This is a genomic window from Amycolatopsis sp. cg9, assembly GCF_041346945.1.
Taxonomy (GTDB): domain Bacteria; phylum Actinomycetota; class Actinomycetes; order Mycobacteriales; family Pseudonocardiaceae; genus Amycolatopsis.
In genome coordinates this window covers 3,120,534-3,145,222 of record NZ_CP166850.1, presented here as the reverse complement: position 1 = coordinate 3,145,222, position 24,689 = coordinate 3,120,534, and the positions used below count along the sequence as shown (strand labels likewise).

Genomic DNA, 24,689 nt, shown 5'->3' with positions numbered 1-24,689 from the left:
GCGGCCTGAAAACCTCAGAGCGCGAAACCGCCCGAACCGGCCCAGCCCAGTGCGAACGCGGGCACCAGGCCCAGCACCAGGGTGACCGCCGTGCCGAGGAAGATCGCCGTTCCCGTGCCGAAGCCCGGGACCGTCACCGAGGGGCCGTCGGCCGCCGGCTCCGAGAAGTACATCAGCACGATCACTCGCAGGTAGAAGAACGCCGCCACCGCGCTGAACACCAGGGCCACCACCACCAGCGGGGCCATTCCGTCCGAGAGGGCCGCCGAGAACACCACGAACTTGCCGACGAAGCCCGACGTCAGCGGAATCCCGGCCAGGGCCAGCAGCAAGAACGTGAACACCGCCGCCACCAAGGGCGACCGCTTCGCCAGCCCGGCCCACGCCGAGAGGTGCGTTGCCTCGCCCGAGGAATCGCGGACCAGGCTGATCACGCCGAACGCCGCCAGCGTCGTGAAGCCGTACGCCAGCAGGTAGAACAGCGTGCTCGACAGGCCGTCCTTCGTCATCGCGATCGCGCCGATGAGGAGGAAGCCCGCGTGGGCGATCGACGAGTACGCGATCATGCGCTTGACGTCGGTCTGGGTCAGGCCCAGCACCGCGCCGATCACCATCGAGATGATCGCCACGCCCCACAGAACCCCGCGCCACTCCCACGAAGTCGACGAGAACGCCACCGACAGGACCCGCAAGATCCCGCCGAACGCCGCGACCTTCGTGCACGCCGCCATGAACGCCGTCACCGGCGTCGGGGCTCCTTGGTACACGTCCGGGGTCCACGTGTGGAACGGGCCGACCGAACCCTTGAACAGCAGGCCGACCACCAGCAGACCGAGACCCGCGAACAGGAGCGTGTCCGAGCGGTCCGAACCGGCCGCCGCGGCGGCGATGTCGCCCAGCTTCACCGAGTTCGCGTAGCCGTAGAGCAGCGCCAGCCCGTAGAGGAAGAACGCCGAGGAGAACGCGCCCAGCAGGAAGTACTTGACCGCCGACTCCTGCGACAGCAGGCGGCGACGACGGGCGAGGCCGCACATCAGGTACAGCGGGAGCGAAAGCACTTCCAGCGCGATGAACATCGTCAGCAGGTCGTTCGCCGCGCAGAACGCCATCATGCCGCCGAGGGCGAACAGCGTCAGCGGGAACACCTCGGTCTGCATGACCGTCGCCGTCTGGGCGCGGTCCTGGACGGTGCCCGGGCGGATGCCGGCCTGCGCGACCAGCGCGCCGCCCGGCTCGACCACGCGGTCCGAAATCAGCAGGACCGCGCCGAGGGCCAGCGCGAGCAACGTGCCCCAGAGGAACAGCGCCGGGCGGTCGATCGAGATCGCGCGGCTGAACGTCGTGACGCCGCCCGCCGGGGCGGACCCGGTCGCGTAGAGGACCAGTGCGACGCCGGCGCCGACGATCGCCAGCAGGCTCAGGATCACCTGCGAGCGGAACCGCGAGCCCTTCGGGAAGAACGCCTCGACCAGCACGCTCACGCACGCCGCGCCGAAGACGATCAGCACCGGCAGCACGGCCGGGTAGTCGACCGACGGCACCTGCACCGGCTCCGGTGCCTGGGTCAGGAGGATGTCGAGCACGGTTACTTGCCTCCCTGGACCGCGGACAGCGTCTGCTGCACCGTCGGGGTGACTGTGTCGAGCACCGGCTTCGGGTAGAAGCCGAGGACGAGGATCAGCACGACCAGCGGAGCGAGGATCGCGATCTCGCGGCCGTTCAGGTCGGTGATCGCCTTCTTCGCGCCCAGCTCCGGCGCCATCGCGGTGCCCGGGCCCCCGCCGACGCCGATCAGGGCGTCACCGCGGACCGGGCCCTGCATGACCCGCTGGTAGAGCCACAGCACGTAGGCCGCGGCGAGGACCATGCCGACCGTCGCGAGGATCGTGTAGACCGGCTGGTCCACATAGGACCCGATGAGCACCAGGAACTCCGAGACGAAGGAGTTGGTGCCCGGCAGGGAAAGCGTCGACAGACCGGCCAGGAGGAACATCCCCGCCAGCAGCGGCGTCACCTTGGCCATGCCGCCGTAGTCCGAGATCTTCGACGACCCGCCGCGCGCGATGACCAGGCCGATCACCACGATCAGCATGCCGGTCGCGAGGCTGTGGTTGAGCATGTACGTCGCCGAGCCGACCATCGCCTGCTCGTTGAACGCGAAGATGCCCAGCGAGATGAAGCCGAAGTGCGCGATGGACACGTAGGCGATGAACCGCTTCATGTCCCGCTGGCCCGCGGCGAGGATGGATCCGTAAAGGACACCGACCACCGAGAGCACCAGCACCAGCGGCGCCAGCGTCTTGCTCGCGTCCGGGAACATCGGCAGGCAGTAGCGCAGGAACCCGAACGTGCCGACCTTGTCCAGCACGCCGACCAGCAGGACGGCGACGCCGATCGGCGCCTCCCCCGCCGCGTCCGGCAGCCAGGTGTGGAACGGCACCAGCGGCGCCTTGATCGCGAAGGCCAGGAAGAACCCGAGGAACAGCCAGATCTGCGTGGACAGCGGCGCGTCGCGCACCACCGTCACCAGCGTGGCCCAGTCGAACGTGCCGTGCCCGAGCTTGTCCGCCGCCAGCGAGTACGCCCCGATCGCCGACGCCAGCATGATCAGGCCGCCGAGGAACGAGTAGAGGAAGAACTTCACCGCCGCGTACTGCCGGTTCGCGCCGCCGTAGCCGCCGATCAGGAAGTACATCGGGATCAGCATGATCTCGAACAGCACGTAGAACAGGAAGACGTCGGTCGCGGCGAACACGCCGATCGTGAGCGCTTCCTGCAGCAGGATCAGCGAGAGGAACCCGCCCGCGCTGCGGCCCGCCGGCAGCTTGTCCAGCGTGCCGAGCCCGCCGACGACGATCGGCACCAGCAGCGCGATCACCGCGATCATGATCAGCGAGATGCCGTCGGTGCCGAACGCGATGTGCACGCCGAAGCTGGGGATCCAGTCGAAGCTCGACGTCATCTGCAGCCGCGCGCCCGAAGGCGAGTAGCTGAGCCAGAACGGGATGATCAGCAGGAACTCGAGGATCGAGAACGCCAGCGCGGCCAGCACCGCGGCGCGGTCGTTCCCCTTGAGGAACGCCAGCACCAGGGAGCCGGCGAGCGGCACCAGGATGAGGATGAGCAACCAGGTCATCAGGAGAACCTCACCAGCAGGAGAGCCGCCAGAAGCAGGAACGTGCCGCCGAGCATCGACAGCGCGTAGGACCGGACGAACCCGGTCTGGAGCCGCCTCAGCCGGCCGGAGCCGCCGCCGAGGGAGGCGGCGAGACCGTTGACCGCGCCGTCGACGCCGCGGTTGTCGACGAACACCAGCGCCCGCGAGAGCCAGGTGCCCGGGCGGGCGACCAGCGTCTCGTTGAGGGCGTTGCCGTAGAGGTCCTTGCGCGCGGCGCGGGTGACGAACGAGACCCGCTGCGGCTGTTCGACCGGGATCTCGCGGCGGAAGATCAGGTACGCCAGCGCGACGCCGAGCAGCGACAGCACGACCGCCGCCACCGAGATCACCCAGGCGTCGAACGGCGCGTGGTGCGCTTCCTCCAGCTCGCCGACCGACGGGGTCAGCCAGTGGGCGAAGCGCTCACCCTGGGCGAAGAAGAAGCCGGCGCCGACCGAGCCGACGGCCAGGACGGCCATCGGGACCCACATGATCGGCTTGGACTCGTGCGGGTGGAAGTCGCGGCCGTCGGTGGACTTGATGTCCTTCCAGCGCTCCTTGCCGAAGAACGTCATCACCATCAGGCGCGTCATGTAGAACGCGGTGAGCCCGGCGCCGAGCAGCGCCGCGCCGCCCATCACCCAGCCGCGCCAGCCGCCCTGGCCGAACGCCGCTTCGATGATGGCGTCCTTGGTGAAGAAGCCCGACAGCGGCGGGATGCCGATCAGGGCCAGGTAGCCGAGGCCGAAGGTGATGAAGGTGATCGGCATCTTCTTGCGCAGGCCGCCGAACTTCCGCATGTCGACCTCGTCGTTCATGCCGTGCATGACCGACCCGGCCCCGAGGAAGAGCCCGGCCTTGAAGAAGCCGTGCGCGACCAGGTGCATGATGCCGAGCGCGTACGCGATGGGCCCGAGCCCGACCGCCAGCATCATGTAGCCGATCTGGCTGACCGTCGAGTACGCGAGGACCTTCTTGATGTCGTCGTACGCGCAGCCGATGATGCACCCGAGCAGCAGCGTCACCGTGCCGACCAGCGTCACGATCAGGCGGCCGTCTTCGGTGGCGTTGAAGATGTCCTTCGAGCGGGCCACCAGGTAGACACCGGCGGTGACCATGGTCGCCGCGTGGATCAGGGCCGAGACCGGGGTCGGGCCCTCCATCGCGTCCGGGAGCCAGGCCTGCAGCGGGAACTGGCCGGACTTACCGCAGGCGCCCAGCAGGAGCAGGATCGCCATCGCGGTGATCGCCGCCGGCGAGAACTTGCCGTCGCCGACCGCCTGGAAGACCTGCGCGTAGCCGGTCGAGCCCGCGTACTTGAACATGATGAAGATCGCCAGCGCGAGCCCGACGTCACCGACGCGGTTCATCAGGAACGCCTTCTTCGCCGCGGTCGCGGCGGACGGGCGGCCCTGGTACCAGCCGATGAGCAGGTAGGACGCGAGACCCACGCCCTCCCAGCCGAGGTAGAGCGTCACGAAGCTGTTGCCCAGCACCAGGACCAGCATCGAGGCGACGAAGAGGTTGAGGTACGCGAAGAAGCGGTACCGGCCCTCGTCGTCGGCCATGTAGCCGATCGAGTAGTAGTGGATCAGCATGCCGACGCCGGTGATGAGCAGCACGAACGTCAGCGACAGCGCGTCGATCCGCAGCCCGAAGTCCACCTGCAGCTGGCCGACCGGGATCCACGAGTACACCTTGGTGTCCGTCGTGGTTCCCGTGTCGGCGGTGAAGAACAGGATCAGCCCGTAGACGAAGGCGAGGGTGACGGTGGCACAGCCGAGCAGATGCCCCCAGGCCTTCGCGCGCTTCCCGGCCAGCAGGAGGATCAGGGCGCCGAGGCCAGGCAGGGCCACCAGCAGCCACGATGATGCGGTCACTCGGGGGTCTCCTAGTACTTCAGCAGGTTGGTGTCGTCGACCGAGGCCGAGCGCCGGGTGCGGAAGATGGCCATGATGATCGCCAGGCCGACCACGACCTCGGCGGCCGCGACGACCATGACGAAGAACGCCATGATCTGGCCGTCGAGCCCGCCGTTGATCCGGGCGAACGTGACCAGCGACAGGTTCACGGCGTTGAGCATCAGCTCGATGCACATGAACACGACGATCGCGTTGCGCCGCACCAGCACGCCGACCGCGCCCAGCGCGAACAGCAGCGCCGACAGCAGCAGGTAGTACGTCGGGGTCATGCCTTCTCCCCTTCGGATTCCGAGCTGTCCGAGCCGACCAGCGCGTGCGCGTCCGGGTGCTCGACGTCGTCGGCGACGAGCTTGCGTTCCTTCGCCAGCTCGATCGCCGAGGTGGACTCGATGATCGCCGAGAGCGACTCCGGGGCGACCGAGCCGTCCGGCAGCAGGGCCGGCGTCGCCACCGAGTTGGCGGTGGCGAAGACGCCCGGGCCGGGCAGCGGCGACGGCCGGTCGTGCTCGCCGCGGAAGCGGGCGACGACCAGTTCCTTCTGGGTGCGCTTCCCGCCCTTGGCGTGCCGGTCGGTGAAGGCCAGCACCATCGCGCCGATGGCGGCGGTGATGAGCAGCGCCGACGTCAGCTCGAACGGGAAAAGGTAGTCGGTGAAGATCAGCTTGCCGAGGCCCTTGGGACCGCCGCCGGCCGGCGTCGCCGAGTCGAGCGGCGTCGCCGGGGTGACGTTCTCCATCGCCCGGTAGATGCCGGTGGCCAGCAGCGCGGCCATCCCGATGCCGAGGACGGTGGCGGCCAGCCGCTGTCCACGGAGGACTTCGACGACCGAGTCGGAGCTCTCGCGGCCGACCAGCATCAGCACGAACAGGAACAGCATCATGATCGCGCCGGTGTAGACGATGATCTGCGTGAAGCCCAGGAACGGCGCCGACTGGATCATGTACAGCGCGCCCAGGCTCAGCATCGTCAGGACCAGCCACAGCGCCGAGTGCACGGCGTTGCGGGAGAAGATCATGCCGAGCGCGCCGAGCAGGCAGAGCGGGCCGAGGATCCAGAACGCGATGGCCTCGCCGGTGGAGACGCCGGCCGCGGCGCCCGTCGGGGCTTGGGCCAGCAGTGCGGAGATCACTTCGCGGCCTCCCCACGAGCCAGCTCCGGACCGTTCACGTAGTAGTCCTGCTCGTTCTCGCCGAGCCGCATCGGGTGCGGCGGCTGCTCCATGCCGGGCAGCAGCGGGGCGAGCAGGTCTTCCTTCGTGTAGATCAGCCGCTGGCGGTCGTCGTCGGCCAGCTCGTAGAAGTTGATCATCGTCAGCGACCGCGTCGGGCAGGCCTCGATGCAGAGGCCGCAGCCGATGCAGCGCAGGTAGTTGATCTGGTAGTCCGCGCCGTACCGCTCGCCAGGGGAGAACCGGGCTTCCTCGGTGTTGTCACCGCCCTCGACGAAGATCGCGTCCGCCGGGCACGCCCACGCGCACAGCTCGCAGCCGACGCACTTCTCGAGGCCGTCCGGGTGGCGGTTCAGCTGGTGCCGGCCGTGGTACCGCGGGGCGGCGGGGGCGCCGGCCTCGGGGTACTCCTCGGTGGCGACCTTCTTGAACATCATCCCGAAGGTGACGCCGAAGCCCTTGACGGGATCAAGAAACCCCATCTTGCGCTCCTTCCTTTGCGGTACCGACGGCGGCCGGCTTGCGCCGGGCCGCCTTCGCCTCGGCCTTGGCCAAAGCCTTCTGACGCGGGGTGGTCTGCGGGACCTTGAGGTCCAGCGGCGGGACCGGGAAACCGCCGCCGGTCACCGGAACGGTCTCGCTCTCCTCTTCGCGGCCCGACGCGCGGACGTAGAAGAACAGGGCGACGACGATGAAGATCGCGACCGCGGCGATGATGATCGACGCGGTGTTCCAGGCGATGACCTTCGCGAAGGTCACCATGATGATCCACACCAGGTTCAGCGGGACCAGGACCTTCCAGCCCAGGCGCATGAACTGGTCGTAGCGCAGGCGGGGCAGCGTGCCGCGCAGCCAGATGAACCCGAACAGCAGGACGAACATCTTGGCGAAGAACCACAGCACCGGCCACCAGCCGGTGTTGAGGACGTTGTTCCCGATCAGCGACAGCGGCCACGGGGCCATCCAACCGCCGAGGAACAGCGTCGTCGCGAACGCCGAGACGATCACCATGTTGACGTACTCGGCGAGGAAGAACATCGCGAACTTCATCGAGCTGTACTCGGTGTGGAAGCCGCCGACCAGCTCCGACTCGGCCTCGGGGAGGTCGAACGGGGCGCGGTTGGTCTCGCCGACCATCGAGATCAGGTAGATCACGAAGCTCGGGACCAGGTACAGGAACCACGCCGGCTGCTGTTTGCCGACGATGTCGGCCAGGTCGAGCGAGCCGGCCTGCAGGATCACCGCGACGATCGAGAGCCCCATCGCGATCTCGTAGGAGATCACCTGCGCCGCGCTGCGCATGCCGCCGAGCAGCGGGTACGGCGAGCCGGACGCCCAGCCGGCGAGCACGATGCCGTACACGCCGATCGAGGAGCAGGCCAGGATCACCAGCGCGCTGACCGGCAGGTCGAGCAGCTGCAGCACGGTCCGCTCGCCGAAGATCGACACCACCGGGCCGAACGGGATGGCCGACAGCGCGATCAGCGAAGGCACCACGCACATGACCGGCGCGAGGAAGTACACCTTGCGGTCGGCCGTGTCCGGGATGATCTGTTCCTTGAACGGCAGCTTGATCGCGTCCGCGAGGGACTGCAGGTAGCCGCCCGGACCGACGCGGTTGGGGCCGGGCCGGTTCTGCATCCGGCCGACGGCCTTGCGCTCCCAGACGATCAGGAAGATCGTGAAGATCGGCCCGATCAGCAGGATGACCACGCACTTCAGCAGGATCAGCCACAACGGGTCGTCCGCCAGCAGCGCCGCCCGCGTCGCCGCGTCCGGGACGCTCCCGACAGCGGCCTCGGTAAGCAACGGTGTCACTGTTCACCCCCAGCGAGGTCCACCAGGGCGCCGTGGCCGGCACCGAGGGTCTTGAACACGGCGGAGCCGTCGGAGTTGCCCGGCAGCCACACGACGCCGTCGGGCAGGTCCGCGATCTCCACCGGCAGCGTGATCGCACCGCGTTCGGTGCTCACCCGCACGGTGGTGCCCAGGCCTTCCGCGGTCTTCGCGGACAGCCGCGCGACCGGGGTGCGCTGGGTGCCCTTCAGGTGCGGCTCGCCGTCCTGCAGCGACCCGTTGTCGATGAGCTGGCGCCAGGTCGACAGCACGGCCTGCCCGGCGGCCGGCGTCGCCGGAGCCGGCACCTCGACGGCGACGTGCGCCCAGTTCAGCGCCGAAGCCTTGCCGAGCTTCTCGAAGTCACCGCGAGCCGCGGCCGGGGTCTGCGTGAACAGGTCGGCGTCCATCTCGACGGCGAGGGTGTCGAGCACCCGGCAGTCCGGCAGGGCGCCGGTGCCTTCGATGGTGACGTCGAACGGGCGGGTGCGGCCCTCCCAGTTGAGGTAGCTGCCGGCCTTCTCGTCCGACGTCGCCACCGGGAGCACGACGTCCGCGCGCTCGGTCACCGCGCTGTGGCGGAGTTCGAGGCTGACGACGAAGCCGGCGGTGTCCAGCGCGCGCAGCGCGAGGTCCGGGTCCGGCAGGTCGTACGGGTCGACGCCGCCGACGACCAGGCCGCCGAGCTCGCGGCCCGAAGCGGCCTTGAGGATGCCGGTGGTGTCGCGGCCCGGCGTGGCCGGAACCGGCACGCCCCAAGCGTTTTCGACGGCGACGCGAGCGGCGTCGTCGGTGACGCGGCGGCCGCCCGGCAGCAGCGTCGGGACGCAGCCGGCCTGCAGCGCACCGCGGTCGCCGGCCCGGCGCGGGATCCACGCGAGCCGGACACCGGTGCGCTCCACCAGGTCCTGCAGCGCGGAGAAGAGGCCGGGCACCTGGGCGGCGCGCTCGCCGACCAGGACGACCGAGCCGTCGCCGCGGAGGGCCTCGTCGAGGTCCGGCGCGTGCTTGGCGATGCCGTCGATGGCCGCGGCCTCCTGGCCGGGGACGCAGGCGAGCAGCTCGCCGAACGTCTTGCGCACCGACGAGGTCGTCCACTGTCCCAAGTGGACGACGCGGGTGCGGTTCTTGCGGGCCGCCTTGCGCAGCCGCAGGAACACGATCGGCGCTTCGTCCTCGGGCTCGAAGGCGACGCACAGGACCGTGCGGGCCCGCTCGATCTCCCCGAAGGTGACGCCGGACTCCGCCGTCACGCCGACGACGCGGGAGGTGAGGAACGCGAGCTCCTCGGCCGAGTGCGGGCGGGCGCGGAAGTCGACGTCGTTGGTGTGCAGGGCGACCCGGGCGAACTTCGAGTACGCGTAGGCGTCCTCGACGGTCAGCCGGCCGCCGGTCAGGACGCCGACGCCGCCTCCCGCGCGGGCTTCGGTGAGGCCGGCGGCCGCGATGCGCAGCGCGTCGGTCCAGGAGGCCTCTTCCAGCTCACCGGTTTCGCGGTTGCGGACCAGCGGACGGCGGATGCGGTCGTCGGCCGAGGTGTAGCGGAAGGCGAAGCGGCCCTTGTCGCAGATCCACTCTTCGTTGACCTCGGGGTCGTCGCCGGCCAGCTTGCGCTGGACCTTGCCGCGCCGGAAGTCGGTGCGCTCGGCGCAGCCGGACGAGCAGTGCTCGCACACGCTCGGCGCGGACACGAGGTCGAACGGCCGGGAGCGGAACCGGTAGGCCGCGCTCGTGAGGGCCCCGACCGGGCAGATCTGGATGACGTTGCCGGAGAAGTAGCTCTGGAACGGCTGGCCGGACGTCGTCCGCGAGGCCAGGTCCAGGACGTCCGCCGTCTCCGCGGTGCCGATCTGCTGGTGGGCGCCGCGTTCGAGGAGCTCGATGAACGGGTCGCCGGCGATCTCGCGGGAGAACCGGGTGCAGCGCTGGCAGAGCACGCAGCGCTCGCGGTCCAGCAGCACCTGCGTCGAGATCGGCAGGGGCTTCGGGAACGTCCGCTTGGTGTCGACGAACCGCGACTCCGCGCGGCCGTGCGCCAGCGCCTGGTTCTGCAGCGGGCACTCACCGCCCTTGTCGCAGATCGGGCAGTCCAGCGGGTGGTTGATGAGCAGCAGCTCCATCACGCCCTGCTGGGCCTTGTCCGCGACCGGCGACGTCAGCTGCGTCTTGACGACCATGCCGTCGGCGACGGTCATCGTGCAGGACGCCTGCGGCTTCGGCATCGGCCGGCCGCCCATCTCGACCTCGACCAGGCACTGGCGGCAGGCGCCCGCCGGGTCGAGGAGCGGGTGGTCGCAGAACCGCGGGATGACCGTGCCGAGGCGCTCGGCCGTGCGGATGAGGAGCTCGCCCTTGGGGGCGATGACCTCTTCGCCGTCGATGACCAGCTTGACGTGGCCTTCGGGGACCGGCGTCGCGGCCGTGTCGGGCTTGTCGGGGGCGATCGTCATGCCTGCGCTCCCACCAGTTCGCGCTTGTTGCTCTCACACAGAGCCAGGAATTCGTCGCGGAAGTACTTGATGCCGCTCTGGATCGGCGACACCGCGCCGTCGCCGAGGGCGCAGAACGACCGGCCGAGGATGTTGTCGCAGACGTCGAGGAGGGTGTCGATGTCCTCCTCGGTGCCGTGGCCCTCGACCATGCGCTCGAGGATCTGCGCCAGCCAGTACGTGCCTTCGCGGCACGGCGTGCACTTGCCGCAGGACTCGTGCTCGTAGAACTGCGTCCACTTCATCACGGCCCAGGGCACCGACACCGTCTCGTTGAAGACCTGCACGGCGGTCGTGCCCAGCATCGACCCGGCTTCCGCCGCGCCTTCGAAGTCCAGCGGAACGTCGAGGTGCTCCGCGGTGAACATCGGGGTGGACGAGCCGCCCGGGGTCCAGAACTTGAGCGGGATGCCGTCCTTCATGCCGCCCGCCATGTCGAGCAGCTCGCGCAGCGTGGTGCCGAGCGGGCACTCGTACTGGCCGGGCTTCTCGACGTGGCCGGAGATCGAGTAGATCTTCGGGCCGGGCGACTTCTCGCGGCCCATCTCGCGGAACCAGCTCGAACCGCCGTTGATGATGAAGGGTGCACTCGCGATGGTCTCGACGTTGTTGACCGTGGTCGGCGCGGCGTAGAGCCCCGCGGCGGCCGGGAACGGCGGCTTGAGCCGCGGCTGGCCGCGACGGCCTTCCAGCGAGTCGAGCAGCGCCGTCTCCTCGCCGCAGATGTACGCGCCCGCACCGGCGTGCACGGTGATCTTGAGGTCGAAGCCCGAGCCGAGGATGTTCTCGCCGAGGTAGCCCGCCGCTTCGGCTTCGCGCACGGCCGCGTTGAGGCGGCGGATGCAGTGCAGCGCCTCGCCGCGGACGTAGATGAAGCAGTGGTTGGACCGCATCGCGTACGAGGCGATGATGCAGCCCTCGATCAGCGAGTGCGGGTCCGCCATCATCAGCGGGATGTCCTTGCAGGTCCCCGGTTCGCCCTCGTCGGCGTTGATCACCAGGTAGTGCGGCTTGTCGAAGTTCGGCGGCATGAAGGACCACTTGATGCCGGCCGGGAAGCCCGCGCCGCCGCGGCCGCGCAGGCCGGAGTCCTTGACCACCTGGACGAGCTGCTCGGGCGTCCCGGCCAGTGCCTTGCGGACGGCGGTGTAGCCCTCGAGCGCCTCGTACGTCCCGATCTGCCAGGAGTTCGGCGACAGCCAGCGCTTCGTGAGGACCGGAGTGATGGGGTCGGCCATTACTTCTTCTCCACTTCTGGGAGTGGGACATCGGAAGCCACCGGGGCGACCCAGCCACGGTCCTGCGCGAGCTTCGCGCCCCGCAACGTCTCGACGGCCTGCGACGGTCCGTCGACGTCCCGGCGGTAGGCCGCCTCGTCCTCCGGGAAGAACCCGGCCAGCTGCAGCTCGGCGCCCTTGAACGTGGACAGCGGCGCGCCGCGCGTCGGCGCCGGCTTCTTGCCCGCCTGCAGCGCGTCGACCAGCGCGACCGCCTTGTCCTCGGTCTGGTTGTCGAAGTACTCGTAGTTGACCTGGATGACCGGCGCGAGGTCGCAGGCCGCGAGGCACTCGGCGTGCTCGAGGGTGATCGAGCCCGGCTCGTTCGGCGTGCCCGCGGTCTCGTTGTGCCCCAGCGGTTCTTCCTCCGACCCGAGGTGCGTCTGGAGCCGCTTGTAGATCGCGTCGCCGCCCATGGCCGCGCACAGCGTGTTGGTGCAGACGCTCACGAGGTGCTCGCCGCACGGCTTGCGCTTGTACATCGTGTAGAACGTCGCGACCGCGCTGACCTCGGCGTCGGACAGGTCGAGCTGCTTCGCGCAGAACGCGATGCCCTCCTGGCTGACGTAGCCCTGCACGGACTGCACGAGGTGCAGCATCGGCAGCAGCGCCGAGCGGGACATCGGGTAGCGGGAGATGATCTCCTGCGCCTGGGCCGTGGTGCCGGCGTCGAAGACGTCCTCGAGCGGCGTCTCGGTGATGATCCCGGCTGCGACATCGGGGTCCGGCGCGATGGCGACCACGTCGACGTCCGGCCCGGCCGCGGCGTGCGTCGTCACGGCGTCCTTCGGGCCGGGTTCGGGAACTGCTGTGCTCATCGGTCCACTCCCCCCATGACGGGGTCGATCGAGGCGATCGCGGCGATCACGTCCGCGACCAGGCCGCCTTCGGCCATTGCGGGCATCGACTGCAGGTTCACGAAGCTCGGTTCGCGCACGTGGACCCGCAGCGGCCGCGTGCCGCCGTCGGAGACCAGGTGCGCGCTCAGCTCGCCGCGCGGCGACTCGACCGAGGTGTAGACCTGGCCGGCCGGCACCTTGAAGCCCTCGGTCACCAGCTTGAAGTGGTGGATCAGGGACTCCATCGACTGGCCCATGATCTTCTTGACGTGCTCGAGCGAGTTGCCCATGCCGTCGCTGCCGATCGACAGCTGCGCGGGCCAGGCGACCTTCTTGTCCTCGACCATGACCGGGCCCGGCTCGAGCTTCTCGAGGCACTGCTCGATGATCTTGAGGCTCTCGTGCATCTCGTGCACCCGGATCAGGTAGCGCGACCAGCAGTCGGCGCCGTTGTCCACGGGCACGTCGAAGTCGAACTCGTCGTAGCAGGAGTACGGCTCGGTCTTGCGCAGGTCCCACGGGAGGCCGGCGGACCGCAGCACCGGGCCGGTGACGCCGAGCGCGAGGCACGCGTCGACCGGCAGGTAGCCCACGCCCTTGAGCCGGTTGCGCCAGATCGGCTGCCCGGTGAACAGCTTGTCGTACAGCGGAAGGCGCTTCTTCATCGTCTTGACGAAGTCGGTGACCTTCTCGTGGTAGTCGGCCGGCATGTCCTGCGCGAGGCCGCCGGGGCGGATGAACGCGTGGTTCATCCGCAGGCCGGTCAGGTGCTCCAGCAGGTGCAGCACCTCTTCGCGCTCGCGGAAGCCGAGCGTCATCGCGGTGGTGGCGCCGAGCTCCATGCCGCCGGTCGCGATGTAGACGAGGTGCGAGCCGATCCGGTTGATCTCCAGCAGCATCACGCGCAGCAGCTGCGCGCGGCGCGGGGCTTCGATCTGCAGCAGCTTCTCGACGCCGAGGCAGTAGGCCATCTCCGTCGAAAGCGGGGCCAGGTAGTCCATGCGCGTCACGAAGGTGACGCCCTGGGTCCAGGTCCGGTACTCGCAGTTCTTCTCGATGCCGGTGTGGAGGTAGCCGATGACCGACCGCAGCTGCGTGACGGTCTCGCCCTCCATCTCCAGCACGAGCCGGAGCACGCCGTGCGTCGACGGGTGCTGCGGGCCCATGTTGATGACCATGCGCTCGTCGTGCGCCGCGTCGGCGATGACGTCGTCCCAGTCGCCGCCGGAGACCGAGTAGACGCGGCCCTCGGTGGTGTCGCGGGAGTCGGCTTCGGGGACTTCGGTGGTTTCGTCGTTGATGGTCACGAGTACGACCTCCGCTGGTCCGGCGGCGGGATCTCCGCGCCCTTGTATTCGACCGGGATCCCGCCGAGCGGGTAGTCCTTGCGCTGGGGGTGGCCGTCCCAGTCGTCCGGCATGAGGATCCGGGTGAGCGCCGGGTGGCCGTCGAAGACGATGCCGAACATGTCCCAGGCCTCGCGCTCCTGCCAGTCGGCGGTCGGGTAGAGCCCGACCAGCGACGGCACGTGCGCGTCGTCGACGTCGAGGGTGACCTCGAGGCGGATCCGGCGGCGGTAGGTCAGCGACGTGAAGTGGTAGACCGCGTGCAGCCGCTGCGGAACGTCGACGCCGTAGTCCACACCGGACACCGAGGACAGCAGTTCGAAGCGGAGACCGCCGTCGTCGCGCAGCACCTTGGCGATCGCGGGCAGCTGCTCGCGGGCGACGTAGAAGGTGATCTCGCCGCGGTCGACCGTCGTCTGCAGGATCGCTTCGGCGGGGATCTTGTTGTCCGACAGGGCGGCGTAGAACTCGTCGGCGAACTGGTCGAACCAGCCGCCGTACGGGCGCTCGGCCGGCGCGGGGCTGTAGGCCGGGAGCCGGACGCCGCCGTAGCCGGAGGTGTCGCCGGTGCCGTGGACGCCGAACATGCCCTGGCGTTCGCGGCCGGTGACGACGGGTTCGGCGGGCCGGACGCCCCGGGGTTCGAGGCCGCCTTCGGGACGGTCGGCGCTGGACTGCTCGCCGCCGGTCTCAGGAGTTTCAGTCATCGCTTACTTCTTCGCGTACTTGATCGACGACGCGACGAGCTCGGTGCGGGCCCCGCTGGCGGCGCGGATGGCGGCGCGGCGGGCGTTGATCGGCTCGTCCTGGATCTTGGCGTGCAGCTTGAGGATCGCGTCCAGCAGCATCTCCGGCCGCGGCGGGCAGCCGGGCAGGTACATGTCGACCGGCACGATGTGGTCGACGCCCTGGACCACGGCGTAGTTGTTGAACATGCCGCCGGAGGAGGCGCAGACACCCATGGCGAGCACCCACTTGGGCTCGGCCATCTGGTCGTAGATCTGGCGCAGGACCGGCGCCATCTTCTGCGTGACCCGGCCGGCGACGATCATCAGGTCGGCCTGCCGCGGCGTCGCGCTGAAGCGCTCCATGCCGAAGCGGGCGATGTCGTAGCGGGAACCGCCGACCGTCATCATCTCGATCGCGCAGCAGGCGAGCCCGAAGGTGGCCGGCCACATCGAGTTCTTCCGCGACCAGTTGACGAGACCTTCGAGACTGGCCAGCAGGATGCCGTTGGGGAGTTTCTCTTCGAGGCCCATGGGTCTAGTTCCAATCCAGGCCGCCGCGCCGCCACACGTAGGCGTACGCGAAGCCGACCGTCGCGATGAACAGCAGGATCTCCACCAGGCCGAACGTGCCCAGCGCGTCCGCCTGCACGGCGAACGGGTAGAGGAAGACCATCTCGATGTCGAACAGGATGAACAGCATCGCGGTGATGTAGTACGCGACCGGCATCCGGCCACCGCCGACGAGCGGCTGCGGGGACGGCTCGATGCCGCACTCGTACGCCTCGAGCTTCGCCTTGTTGTACCGGCTGGGGCCGACGAGCGGGCCCAGCAGCACCGACAGCACGGCGAAGCCGAGCGCCAGGACGAACAGGATCACGATGGGCAGGTAGGGCTTCAGACTGGGAGCCTCTTGCGCCAGCTGCACCGTGTCGGTTCGGGTCAGCAACGTCAGCACGGGGTCTTCGCCATCCTTTCCGCGCCGATGCGGTTGTGCTTGTGGTGGGGAACCGCTTGGCCTCGTCGGCACCCTAAGGGACCTGGGTCACACCGCCGAGGGTCAGGGTCTCCTTACGGCCCGTGGCTGGACCTCAAGGTGCTTGTGAAATAGTTCACAAGCCACTCGTCGTGGATGTGAAGCGATTCACAAAGCATGGGGGGAGTCTAGGACGCGACTCACACTCTTGTCCCTAGGCCCCCGTGTTATAAGGGTGCCCTAAGTTTCGGCGCCATCGTTGTCACGAGGTGATGACGGCGGCCGCGCGACCTGCGCGAAGGTGTCGCAAGATCGTTCCCCGACCGGACAAAACAGACATCGCGGTGTGAGCTATCCCACTGACCGCACGGCCAACTTGTTAGTCCACCCGAGTGTCCGCGCGCGCAAAGGTCGGCACTTTCACGTGAAAGTGCCGACCTGGGGGCCGCACTTTCACGTGAAAGTGCGGGGTTGGCCGGGGTCAGCGCGGGGAGGGAGCAGCCTTCGCGAGGGCCGAGATCAGGCGGTCGACGCCGTCGCCGCCCTTGGCGTCGTAGCAGCCGGACAGGCCCTTGTAGACCAGCGGCAGCAGCTTGTTGATGCGGAGCCCGTACTTGGTGCAGGCGTGCATGATCTTCGGTTTGCCGATGATCTTCGCGAACACGTTCCCCAGCTGGTAGTAGCCGCCCATCAGCTCACGGACCGCGCGCGGGTACGCCTCCAGCGCCCGCTCGCGGGAAGGGCCTTCGCGCCGCGCAAGCGCTTGCACGACGACCTCCGCCGCGATCTGGGCCGACTCCATCGCCGCCGAGATGCCCTCGCCGTTGAACGGGCTGACCATGCCGCCCGCGTCGCCGAGCAGCAGGAGGCCGTCGCGGTAGTGCGGGGTGCGGTTGAAGCCCATCGGGAGGCCGGCGCCGCCGACCTTGCCGATCGCGTTCTCCTCGCGGTAGCCCCACTCCTCCGGCGTCCCGTCGAGCCACTGGCGCAGCAGCGCGCGGTAGTCGGTGTTCCGGAACGACGCCGACGTCGAGAGCATGCCGAGGCCGACGTTCACCGTGCCGTCGCCGAGCGGGAACGCCCAGCCGTAGCCCGGCAGCAGCTTCGGGTCGCGCGGGTCGGACTTGTCCCACAGCTCGAGGTGGCCCTCGATGAACGGGTCGTCGTGGCGCGGGCTCTTGTAGTACTGGCGCACCGCCACGCCCATCGGGCGCTTCTCGTTCTTCTGGATGCCGACGCTCAGCGCGAGCCGCGCGGAGACGCCGTCGCAGGCCAGGACGAGCGGCGCGCGGTAGTGCACCGGCGTCCTCTCCGGACCGACCTTCGCCTCGACGCCGACCACGCGCCCGCTCGCGTTCGTGATCGCGCTCGTGACGGTCGTGCGCTCGTAGAGCCGCGCGCCCGCCTTCACCGCGAGCTTCGCCAGCAGGTCGTCGAAGTCGTGGCGGGTGCGGGAAACGCCGTACGGCGGGTAGCTCGTGAGGTCCGGCCAGTCGAGCTCCAGCGTCAGGTCGCCGGTGAGGATCCGCAGGCCGCGGCTGTGCACCCAGCCGGCGTCCTCGCTGGTGTCGATGCCCAGGTCGATGAGCTGCTTGACACCGCGCGGGGTCAGGCCGTCGCCGCAGACCTTCTCGCGCGGGAACTCGGTCTTCTCCAGCAGCAGGACGTCGACGCCCGACCGGGCGAGGTAGGTCGCGACGGTGGACCCGGCCGGTCCGGCGCCGACGACGATGACTTCGGCGTCCTGGTCAGGGCTACGACGGCTCATACCGCGAGTTTAGGCAGGCTTGCGCGCGCGGTGGATCGCCACGACGCCGAATGTGAGGTTCAACCACTCGACGTCGGCCCAGCCCGCGCTCGCGATGATCTCGCCGAGCGTGCGCTGGTCCGGCCAGGCCAGCATCGATTCGGCCAGGTAGGAGTACGCCTCGGGGTTGGACGACGTCCGCTTGCCGACCCACGTGAGCAGCTTCAGCATGAACCGCCGGTGGATGAACCGGATCGGGGCGAACGGCGGCGTCGAGACCTCGCAGATCACCAGCCGGCCGCCGGGCTTGACCACCCGGGCGATCTCGGTGAGCGCCGCCTTCGTGTCGACGAAGTTGCGCAGCGCCAGCGAGATCGTCACGGCGTCGAAGCTCTCGTCGGCGAACGGCAGGTTGAGCGCGTCGGCCGCGACCATCGGGACCTTGCGGTGCAGCCCGGCGCGCAGCATGCCGAACGAGAAGTCCGCGGCCAGGCACCAGGCGCCACCGCGGGCGTACTCGACGGTGGACACCCCGGTGCCGGCGGCCAGGTCCAGGACCTTCTCGCCGCGGCGGGCGTCGAGCACGCGGGCGGTGGTGGTGCGCCAGCGCCGGTCGAAGCCGAAGGTCATGAACGAGTTCGCCCGGTCGTACCCGGACGCGACGCCGTCGAACATCGCGGCGACTTCGTGCGGGTCCTTGTCCAGGCTTGCGCGTGACATGACTTGAGATTAGTCGCGGGGCTTGACGAAGGTTGCGAGCACCAGCCAGACGAGCCCGCCGAAGCGCGCCACCGGGACCAACGGGTAGAGCACCTCGGTCAGCATGCCGAACGCCGAGAGCCCGGCCAGCGCGGCGACGACGTAGCCGGTGACCGCGAGCCACTTCCGCTCGGAGCGCGCCACGTCCGCGATGAGCAGCGCGAGGGGCACGGCGAACCCGAAGGCGCCTGCCGCGAAGGCCAGCGACGTGAACGGGCGGCCGAAGTCCGGGTTCTGCGCGGCCGTCCAGGTGGCGAGGCCGCTCAGCAGGAGCGAGCCGGACGCGAGCAAGCCGCCGGCGTAGCCGAGCTTCGGTGGTCTCGCGGCCGCCGTCCAGGTCGCGAGGGACAGCCCGGCGCCGAAGACGACGAGGGCCAGCAACTGGACGAGCCCCTGGTGGGCGGCGTCGTAGGCGGCGATCTCGGCCGCGGACGAATCCGGGCGGGTGCCGGTGGCGCCGAGGACTCCCCCGGCGACGGTGAACAGGCCGTAGGCGATGACTGCGATTCGTTTCATGGTATAAACGATTACACTGGTGTAATCGATTGTCAACGGCTACGGTTCCGGTCATGAACGGTTTCGGCAGCGCGTTCCTGCTGGCCCAGGTGGGCGCGCACGCGGCGCAGCGGTTCACCGAGCGGATCGGCGAGCTGGACCTGACGCCGCCGCAGGTCGGGCTGCTGCGGCTGGTCGCGACGCGGCCGGGGCAGAGCCAGCAGGCGATCGCGGCCCAGCTCGGCACCCCGCCCACCAGGCTGGTCGCGCTGGTCGACGGCCTGGAGAAGCGCGGCCTGATCGAGCGCCACCGCAACCCGGAAGACCGGCGGCTCTACGCGCTGGAGCTCAGCGAGGACGGCCGGGCGTTCATGGGCCGCGTCGCCCAGGCCGCGGCCGCCCACGACCGCACGCTCACCGCGGCGTTGTCGGACGACGAGCGCGCGACCCTGCACGCCCTCCTGACCAAGATCGCCGCCGACCAGGACCTCACCCCGGGCGTCCACCCCGGCTACGCGCGTCCGTGAGGGGTCAGCGGAAGGCGGCCAGCATCCCGGCCACCGCGGCGGGCCAGGTGAACTGCTCCGCCCGGGCGCGGGCCGCCGCGCGGCGCAGGTCTTCGGGGCTGTCGAGCAGGTTCGTCACGGCGGAGGCGAACGCGGGCGCGTGGTCGTCGACCGCCGCGCCGCACCCCGGGCCGACGATCTCCCGCAGCGCCGAGGACGCCGACACCACCACCGGCGTCCCGGACGCCAGCGCCTCCAGCGCCGCGAGCCCGAACGTCTCGTGCGGGCCGGGCGCCAGCGAGACGTCCGCGCTGGCCAGCAGGCGTGCGACGTCGCCGCGGCCGGACAGGAACCCCAGGAACGTCACCGGCAGGCCGCGCGCCCGGCGTTCCAGCGCCCGGCGGCGGGGGCCGTCGCCCGCCACCACCAGCCGCACCTTCACGCCGGCCTCGGTCAGCGAAGCGACGGTGTCCACGCTGCGCTCCACGTGCTTCTCCGGCGACAGCCGTCCACAGTGGACGAGCAGGGCGTCCGCTCCCCCGGCGAGATCGGTGCGCCAGCCGTCGTCGCGCATGGCCGGCCGGAACGTCGCCAGGTCGACGCCGAGCGGTACCCGGTGGACGTTCGGGGCGGCGATCCGGTCGAACTCCGCCCGGGCGAACGCCGTCGTGCAGACGACCGTGTCGTAGCTCTCGGCCATCCGCCGGTTCGCGACGTCGGCGACGCGGCGCGCCACCGGCTCCGGCAGCAGGAACTGCTCCAGCAGCCGGTCGAGGCGCTCGTGCGAGATGACCGTGCTGGGGACGCCGTGGCGCCGCGCCCAGCCACCCATCCCGCGCAGCGTCAGCCGGTCCGACACCTCCAGCCGGTCCGGTTCGAGTCTTCGCAGCACCGCGCGGACGCGGTGCGGGTCGACCGCGCGGTACCCGCCGGTGCCCGGGATCTTGGGCGCCGGCAAGGAAAACCGCCGCACGCCCGTGGGCAGGACTTCGTCGGCGTACCGGGTGCCGGGCACCACGAGCGTCACCCGGTGGCCGCTCGCGACGTAGCCGGCGCCCAGGTGGTGCAGCGCGGTCCGGAGCCCGCCCGAGCGCGGCCCGTAGAAGTTCGCGAGCTGGACGATGTGCATGTCAGGCCGCGCGGACGGCCCGGCCCCGCACGGCTTCGTAGTGCCCCACGAGCTCGTGGCAGACGGCCGGCCAGGTCCGGCCGAGCACCACCTTGCGCGCCTTCTCGCCCAGCCGCTCCCGCAGGGCCGCGTCGCGCAGGGCGTCGACCTTCTCGACCAGCGCCGGGCCGAACTCCGCGCGGCCGGCGGGCAGCAGGTAGCCGGTGCGGCCGGGCAGGACGAGGTCCTTGGGGCCGCCCGCGTCCGGGGCGAGCACGGGCAGCCCGGACGCCATCGCCTCCTGCACCGCCTGGCAGAACGTCTCGTGCGGTCCGGTGTGGACGAAGACGTCGAAGCTCGCGTACGCCTTGGAGAGCTCGTCGCCGTACTTCGCGCCGAGGAAGGCGGCGCCGGGCAGCTGCTCCCGGAGGTTTTCGAGTTCGGGGCCGTCGCCGACGACGACCACGCGGATCCCCGGCGCCCCGGCCAGCGCGGCCAGCCGGTCGACTTCCTTTTCCGGCGCCAGCCTGCCGACGAACCCGACGAGCAGCTCGCCGTCCGGGGCCAGTTCCGCCCGCAGCGCCGGGTCGGCGTGCGACGGCGAGAAGCGGTCGATGTCGACACCCCGCGCCCACCGGTGCACCCGCGGGACGCCGTGCAGCTCCAGCTGGGCGACCGAGTCACTGGACGGCGCGAGGGTCCGGTCGGCGCGCGAGTGCAGCCGCCGCACCCACCGCCAGGCGGCGCGCGCGGCGATGCCGAAGCCGTACGCGGCGGCGAACCCGGCGATGTCGGTCTGGTAGACGGCGATCGACGGCACGCGCAGCCGTCGCGCCGCCGCGAGCCCTCTCGCGCCGACGACGAACGGCGAGGCGAGGTGCACGACGTCCGGGCCGAACGCGCTGAGGGCGTTGAGCACCGTCCGCGTCGGCACGCCGATCGGCAGGGAGTTCACGCCGGGGAAGTCCAGCGCGGGGATCCGGACGACCGGGGCGCCGCGGTAGGAGTCCGGGCCCGGGCCGGGGGCGATGATCAGCACGTCGTGGGCGCGTTCGCGCAGGTGCTCGACGACCCGCAGGACGGAGTTGGTCACGCCGTTCACCTGGGGCAGGAAACTTTCGGTGACTATGGCGACTCGCACGTCTTGGACGATCGCACCCGATGCTGGCGACCGCGTGACACGGCGGCCAACGCTGCCGGAACAGATCGGCTACGACATGTCATCTCAAGGTCGTGTCCTGGAAACCACGGGGGCCCAGACTAAGCAGGCATGACCCTCTTGTCCTCCCGGCCGCCGCGGCCCGTCGAGCCCGGCCTGCTGTCGAGGGCGCTCGAAGTGGCCGGACGGCTGGCCAACGACGCCACCGACGTGATCACCGCGACCGCCGGCCGCGGCGCCCACCCGTCGACGCTGGACTCGCCCTTCGACTGGGTCACCGACACCGACCGCATCCTGGAGCGGCACACGCGGCGCGTGCTGACCGCGGAGTTCCCCGGCATCCCGGTGGTCGGCCACGAGTTCGGCGCGGACCACGGCGCGGACGTCGCCGAGTACCGCTGGGTGGTCGACTCGGTGGACGGGACGGCGAACTACGTGGCCGGGGTGCCGTGGTGCGCGTACAGCCTGGCGCTGGTGGACGAGGCGGGACCGGTGGTGGGGGTGGTCGCGGACCCGTACCGCGCCCAGATCTACGCCGCGGCGCGCGGACGAGGGGCCCGCGCGAACGGCAAACCGGTCCGCCTCACCGACCGCTGCGTGACGGCGGGCGCGCTGGTCTGCACGGAGTTCGCCCGCCGGGGCCCGTGGCCGGGCATGGGCGGCTTCATCGAGCGCGCCGCGGCGGCGCACGCGGGGGTCCGGGTGCTGGGCTCGGCGGCGCTGTCGATCGCCCAGGTCGCGCTGGGCCACGCGGCGGCGGCGGTGCTGCACAGCTACCACGAGTGGGACGTGGCCGGCTCCGTGGCGATGGCGATCGAGGCGGGCGCGGTGGTGCTGGACCGGCACGGCGAGGACACAGCCCTGCCGACGGACGGGCTCCTGGTGGCGGCCCCGGGGGTGGCCGACGAGGTGCTGGGCTGGTGGCAGGAGACGGCCCACGCGGGCTGAGCGCACTTTCACGTGAAAGTGCGCTCAGGGCCCGGTCGGGCGGTCGGCGGCGGAGGTCGTGAACGGGTCGTTCGGGGCGTCGGCCCAGCCACGCCGGTCGGTCAGGCCGCCGCTGCGAGTGGCTGGGAAGGTCGCGAATGACTCATTCGGGACGTCGGAGGTCGCGAATGAGTCATTCGCGACCTTCGGCTACGTGCCCGCCGCCGCTTTCACGTGAAAGCGGTCGGTCAGGCGGCTGCCGGGGCCGGGACGGCTCGCTTGTCCACCCGGCGGATCCACCACAGCAGCGGCCCCGCCACCAGCCACGTGAAGAACACGAAGCTCCCCAGCGGCAGCAGCGTCAACGTCGCCGAGCGGCCGGCCACCCTGGCCAGTTCCGGGTCGGACGCGTCGTACTCGATGCGGACCAGCTGGCCCGCCGCCAGGCCGTCCGGGTAGAGGACGCCGTTCGCCGGGCTGTGGACGATGCCGTCCGGGGTTTCGAAGTGGATGATCGTGCGGTCGAACGCCACCGAGTCGACCGTCGCCGTGGCGGTGCCGAGCTGGGCGGAGATCGCGCCGTCGTTGCGGATCGCCGCGAAGAGCAAGCAGACGCACATCACGGTGAGGAGCGAGGCGACGCCGAGGGTGGCCCACCACCCGACGCGCCTCGCCCGCTCACCTCTCGTGCTCACGCCGCGAGCGTAGCGGTCTTGCTCAGTGCGCGTGTTCCGTGGCGAGGAACCGGTGGTTCGCCTGGATCTGGTCGAACGACTTGGGCTTCGCCGGGGCAGCGAAGCGGGAAACCGCCGCCGCGCCGTTCGGGCCCACCGCGGGCTTGCCCGCCGTGTACAGCCAGGTCTGGAACAGGTCGTGCAGCGGCTTGCCCGAGATCTTCTCCGCCAGCGCGATGAACTCCAGGATCCGGCCGTCCTTGCCGCCCTTCTGCACCTGCCACGTCTGCAGGATCTTGAAGAACGCCTCGTCGCCGACCGCGGTCCGCAGCGCCTGCAGCGTCAGCGCGCCGCGGTCGTACACGGCGTTGTCGAACTGGTTGTCCGCGCCCGGGTCGGCCGGGACGAGCTTCCACAGGTCGGCGTCGGCCGCGTTGGAGTCGTAGGTGTACTGCGCCAGCTCGGCGACCGTGCCCTCGCCCTCGTGCTCCGACCACAGCCACTCCGCGTAGGACGCGAAGCCCTCGTTCAGCCAGATGTCGCTCCAGCGGCCGAGGGAGACGTTGTCGCCGAACCACTGGTGCGCGTTCTCGTGCGCGATCAGCGTCGTGTTCGAGCCCGCGCGGAAGTTGCGGGCACCGTAGGTCGGCCGGGTCTGGTTCTCCAGGGAGAACGTGATGCCGCTGGTGACGACGCCGCCCTCCGCCTCGAACGGGTACGGGCCGAACTGGGTGGCCAGGAACTCGTTGATCTCCGGCGTCCGCTCGACGCTCGCCTTCGCCGCGTACAGCGAGTCGCCGAGGTCGGCGCCGTACGCCGTGACGAACGGCTTGCCGTCCGGCGTCGTGGACTGGACCAGCTCGTACTTGCCGACGATGAACGACGTCAGGTAGGTGGCCTGCGGCTTGGTGCTGCGCCACTGCCAGCGGGTCCAGCCGGCGCGGCTCTTCGTCGTGCGCACGAGCGAGCCGTTGGAGATGGCAACGTTGTCGTCCGGGGCTTCGATCGTGACGTCGTAGGTCGCCTTGTCGGTCGGGTGGTCGTTGGCCGGGAACCACCAGGCCGAGCTCTGCGGCTCGTCGATGCCGAGCGCGCCGAACGACCCCTTCTTCCACGCGTTGAGGCCGTCCACCTTCTCCGTCGACGGCGTGTCCGAGTAGGCGACGACGACGGTCGCGGTCTGGCCCTTGAGCAGCGGCTGCGCCGGGGTGACGACGAGCTCGCCGTTGCCGGTCTGGTTCGTGAACTGCGCCGGGCGGTTGTTCACGCGCACGCTCGACGCCTTCAGCGCGAAGTCGAGGTCGAACCGCGAGAGGTCCTGCGTCGCGGTGAGCAGCAGCGTGGTGGTGCCGGCCAGCACGTCGGTCGCGGGCTGGTAGCTCAGGCGGATGTCGTAGTGCAGCACGTCCGTGCCGCCGTTGCCGGCGTTCGGGTAGTACGAGTCACCGGCGCCGGGTGCACCCGGCGCCGGGGCCGCACTGGCGGTACCGGCGAGCAGCACCGAGGCGACCCCGGCCGCGAGCACACCGAGGCCGGTGCGAGTTCTTGCACGCATTCGAATCCCTCCAACGGGTGAGGT

23 protein-coding genes are annotated in these 24,689 nt (G+C 70.3%); 2 read left to right on the top strand and 21 right to left on the bottom strand.

Going from position 1 to position 24,689, the window contains the following annotated elements; genetic code table 11:
- Positions 1 to 14: 14 nt before the first annotated feature.
- The 17 genes from nuoN to AB5J73_RS14985 form a co-directional block, all read right to left on the bottom strand.
- On the bottom strand, positions 15 to 1,583 hold the full coding sequence (gene nuoN / locus AB5J73_RS15065) for an NADH-quinone oxidoreductase subunit NuoN (RefSeq protein ID WP_370970330.1): 1,569 nt from the start codon (positions 1,581 to 1,583) through the stop codon (positions 15 to 17).
- 2 nt (positions 1,584 to 1,585) lie between these two features.
- On the bottom strand, positions 1,586 to 3,136 hold the full coding sequence (locus tag AB5J73_RS15060; protein ID WP_370970329.1) for an NADH-quinone oxidoreductase subunit M: 1,551 nt from the start codon (positions 3,134 to 3,136) through the stop codon (positions 1,586 to 1,588).
- A complete protein-coding gene (gene nuoL / locus AB5J73_RS15055) occupies positions 3,136 to 5,037 on the bottom strand; it encodes an NADH-quinone oxidoreductase subunit L (RefSeq protein ID WP_370970328.1) in 1,902 nt (633 codons plus the stop codon). Before nuoL ends, AB5J73_RS15060 begins: the two co-directional genes overlap by 1 nt.
- A gap of 11 nt (positions 5,038 to 5,048) precedes the next feature.
- Positions 5,049 to 5,348 (bottom strand): NADH-quinone oxidoreductase subunit NuoK, encoded by a 300-nt coding sequence (gene nuoK, locus AB5J73_RS15050; RefSeq protein ID WP_003081840.1) that lies wholly within the window; start codon positions 5,346 to 5,348, stop codon positions 5,049 to 5,051.
- Positions 5,345 to 6,208: an NADH-quinone oxidoreductase subunit J gene (locus AB5J73_RS15045; RefSeq protein ID WP_370970327.1), complete on the bottom strand. Its 864-nt coding sequence runs from the start codon at positions 6,206 to 6,208 to the stop codon at positions 5,345 to 5,347. The genes nuoK and AB5J73_RS15045 overlap by 4 nt, the downstream gene beginning before the upstream one ends.
- Positions 6,205 to 6,729, bottom strand: coding sequence for an NADH-quinone oxidoreductase subunit NuoI (gene nuoI, locus AB5J73_RS15040; protein ID WP_370970326.1), 525 nt, complete (start codon positions 6,727 to 6,729; stop codon positions 6,205 to 6,207). Before nuoI ends, AB5J73_RS15045 begins: the two co-directional genes overlap by 4 nt.
- The gene (gene nuoH / locus AB5J73_RS15035) at positions 6,716 to 8,065 is read right to left on the bottom strand and encodes an NADH-quinone oxidoreductase subunit NuoH (RefSeq protein ID WP_370970325.1); all 1,350 of its coding nucleotides are present in this window, start codon (positions 8,063 to 8,065) and stop codon (positions 6,716 to 6,718) included. The genes nuoI and nuoH overlap by 14 nt, the downstream gene beginning before the upstream one ends.
- Positions 8,062 to 10,533, bottom strand: coding sequence for an NADH-quinone oxidoreductase subunit G (locus tag AB5J73_RS15030; RefSeq protein WP_370970324.1), 2,472 nt, complete (start codon positions 10,531 to 10,533; stop codon positions 8,062 to 8,064). The genes nuoH and AB5J73_RS15030 overlap by 4 nt, the downstream gene beginning before the upstream one ends.
- Entirely contained in the window at positions 10,530 to 11,810 is a 1,281-nt protein-coding gene (nuoF, locus tag AB5J73_RS15025; protein ID WP_370970323.1) for an NADH-quinone oxidoreductase subunit NuoF, read from the bottom strand. The genes AB5J73_RS15030 and nuoF overlap by 4 nt, the downstream gene beginning before the upstream one ends.
- Complete coding sequence (gene nuoE / locus AB5J73_RS15020; protein WP_370970322.1) at positions 11,810 to 12,667, bottom strand: NADH-quinone oxidoreductase subunit NuoE; 858 nt, start codon at positions 12,665 to 12,667, stop codon at positions 11,810 to 11,812. Before nuoE ends, nuoF begins: the two co-directional genes overlap by 1 nt.
- Positions 12,664 to 13,995 carry an NADH-quinone oxidoreductase subunit D gene (locus tag AB5J73_RS15015; RefSeq protein ID WP_370970321.1) on the bottom strand — a complete coding sequence of 444 codons (1,332 nt, stop codon included), beginning with the start codon at positions 13,993 to 13,995 and terminating at the stop codon, positions 12,664 to 12,666. The genes nuoE and AB5J73_RS15015 overlap by 4 nt, the downstream gene beginning before the upstream one ends.
- A complete protein-coding gene (locus AB5J73_RS15010) occupies positions 13,992 to 14,741 on the bottom strand; it encodes an NADH-quinone oxidoreductase subunit C (protein WP_370970320.1) in 750 nt (249 codons plus the stop codon). The genes AB5J73_RS15015 and AB5J73_RS15010 overlap by 4 nt, the downstream gene beginning before the upstream one ends.
- Positions 14,742 to 14,744: 3 nt before the next feature.
- Positions 14,745 to 15,293 (bottom strand): NADH-quinone oxidoreductase subunit B family protein, encoded by a 549-nt coding sequence (locus AB5J73_RS15005; RefSeq protein WP_020643101.1) that lies wholly within the window; start codon positions 15,291 to 15,293, stop codon positions 14,745 to 14,747.
- Between the two features lie 4 nt (positions 15,294 to 15,297).
- Positions 15,298 to 15,717 (bottom strand): NADH-quinone oxidoreductase subunit A, encoded by a 420-nt coding sequence (locus AB5J73_RS15000; RefSeq protein ID WP_086863695.1) that lies wholly within the window; start codon positions 15,715 to 15,717, stop codon positions 15,298 to 15,300.
- Between the two features lie 499 nt (positions 15,718 to 16,216).
- A complete protein-coding gene (locus AB5J73_RS14995; RefSeq protein WP_370970319.1) occupies positions 16,217 to 17,503 on the bottom strand; it encodes a geranylgeranyl reductase family protein in 1,287 nt (428 codons plus the stop codon).
- A gap of 9 nt (positions 17,504 to 17,512) precedes the next feature.
- Positions 17,513 to 18,202 carry a demethylmenaquinone methyltransferase gene (locus AB5J73_RS14990; protein WP_370970318.1) on the bottom strand — a complete coding sequence of 230 codons (690 nt, stop codon included), beginning with the start codon at positions 18,200 to 18,202 and terminating at the stop codon, positions 17,513 to 17,515.
- A gap of 9 nt (positions 18,203 to 18,211) precedes the next feature.
- Entirely contained in the window at positions 18,212 to 18,757 is a 546-nt protein-coding gene (locus AB5J73_RS14985; protein WP_370970317.1) for a DUF4386 domain-containing protein, read from the bottom strand.
- Positions 18,758 to 18,810: 53 nt separating this feature from the next.
- Here AB5J73_RS14985 and AB5J73_RS14980 point away from each other — a divergent pair, with 53 nt between their 5' ends.
- Complete coding sequence (locus AB5J73_RS14980; RefSeq protein ID WP_370970316.1) at positions 18,811 to 19,263, top strand: MarR family winged helix-turn-helix transcriptional regulator; 453 nt, start codon at positions 18,811 to 18,813, stop codon at positions 19,261 to 19,263.
- A gap of 4 nt (positions 19,264 to 19,267) precedes the next feature.
- On the opposite strand, the gene AB5J73_RS14975 is transcribed toward AB5J73_RS14980, so the two are convergent.
- A complete protein-coding gene (locus AB5J73_RS14975; RefSeq protein ID WP_086863780.1) occupies positions 19,268 to 20,371 on the bottom strand; it encodes a glycosyltransferase in 1,104 nt (367 codons plus the stop codon).
- Between the two features lies 1 nt (position 20,372).
- Complete coding sequence (locus tag AB5J73_RS14970; RefSeq protein ID WP_370970315.1) at positions 20,373 to 21,443, bottom strand: glycosyltransferase family 4 protein; 1,071 nt, start codon at positions 21,441 to 21,443, stop codon at positions 20,373 to 20,375.
- Between the two features lie 177 nt (positions 21,444 to 21,620).
- On the opposite strand from AB5J73_RS14970, the gene AB5J73_RS14965 reads away from it, so the two are divergent.
- Positions 21,621 to 22,457 (top strand): inositol monophosphatase, encoded by an 837-nt coding sequence (locus tag AB5J73_RS14965; protein ID WP_370970314.1) that lies wholly within the window; start codon positions 21,621 to 21,623, stop codon positions 22,455 to 22,457.
- 227 nt (positions 22,458 to 22,684) lie between these two features.
- On the opposite strand, the gene AB5J73_RS14960 is transcribed toward AB5J73_RS14965, so the two are convergent.
- Both AB5J73_RS14960 and AB5J73_RS14955 read right to left on the bottom strand, forming a co-directional pair.
- Positions 22,685 to 23,131 (bottom strand): DUF3592 domain-containing protein, encoded by a 447-nt coding sequence (locus tag AB5J73_RS14960; protein WP_370970313.1) that lies wholly within the window; start codon positions 23,129 to 23,131, stop codon positions 22,685 to 22,687.
- Between the two features lie 22 nt (positions 23,132 to 23,153).
- Positions 23,154 to 24,665 (bottom strand): M1 family metallopeptidase, encoded by a 1,512-nt coding sequence (locus AB5J73_RS14955; RefSeq protein ID WP_370970312.1) that lies wholly within the window; start codon positions 24,663 to 24,665, stop codon positions 23,154 to 23,156.
- Positions 24,666 to 24,689 lie beyond the last annotated feature (24 nt).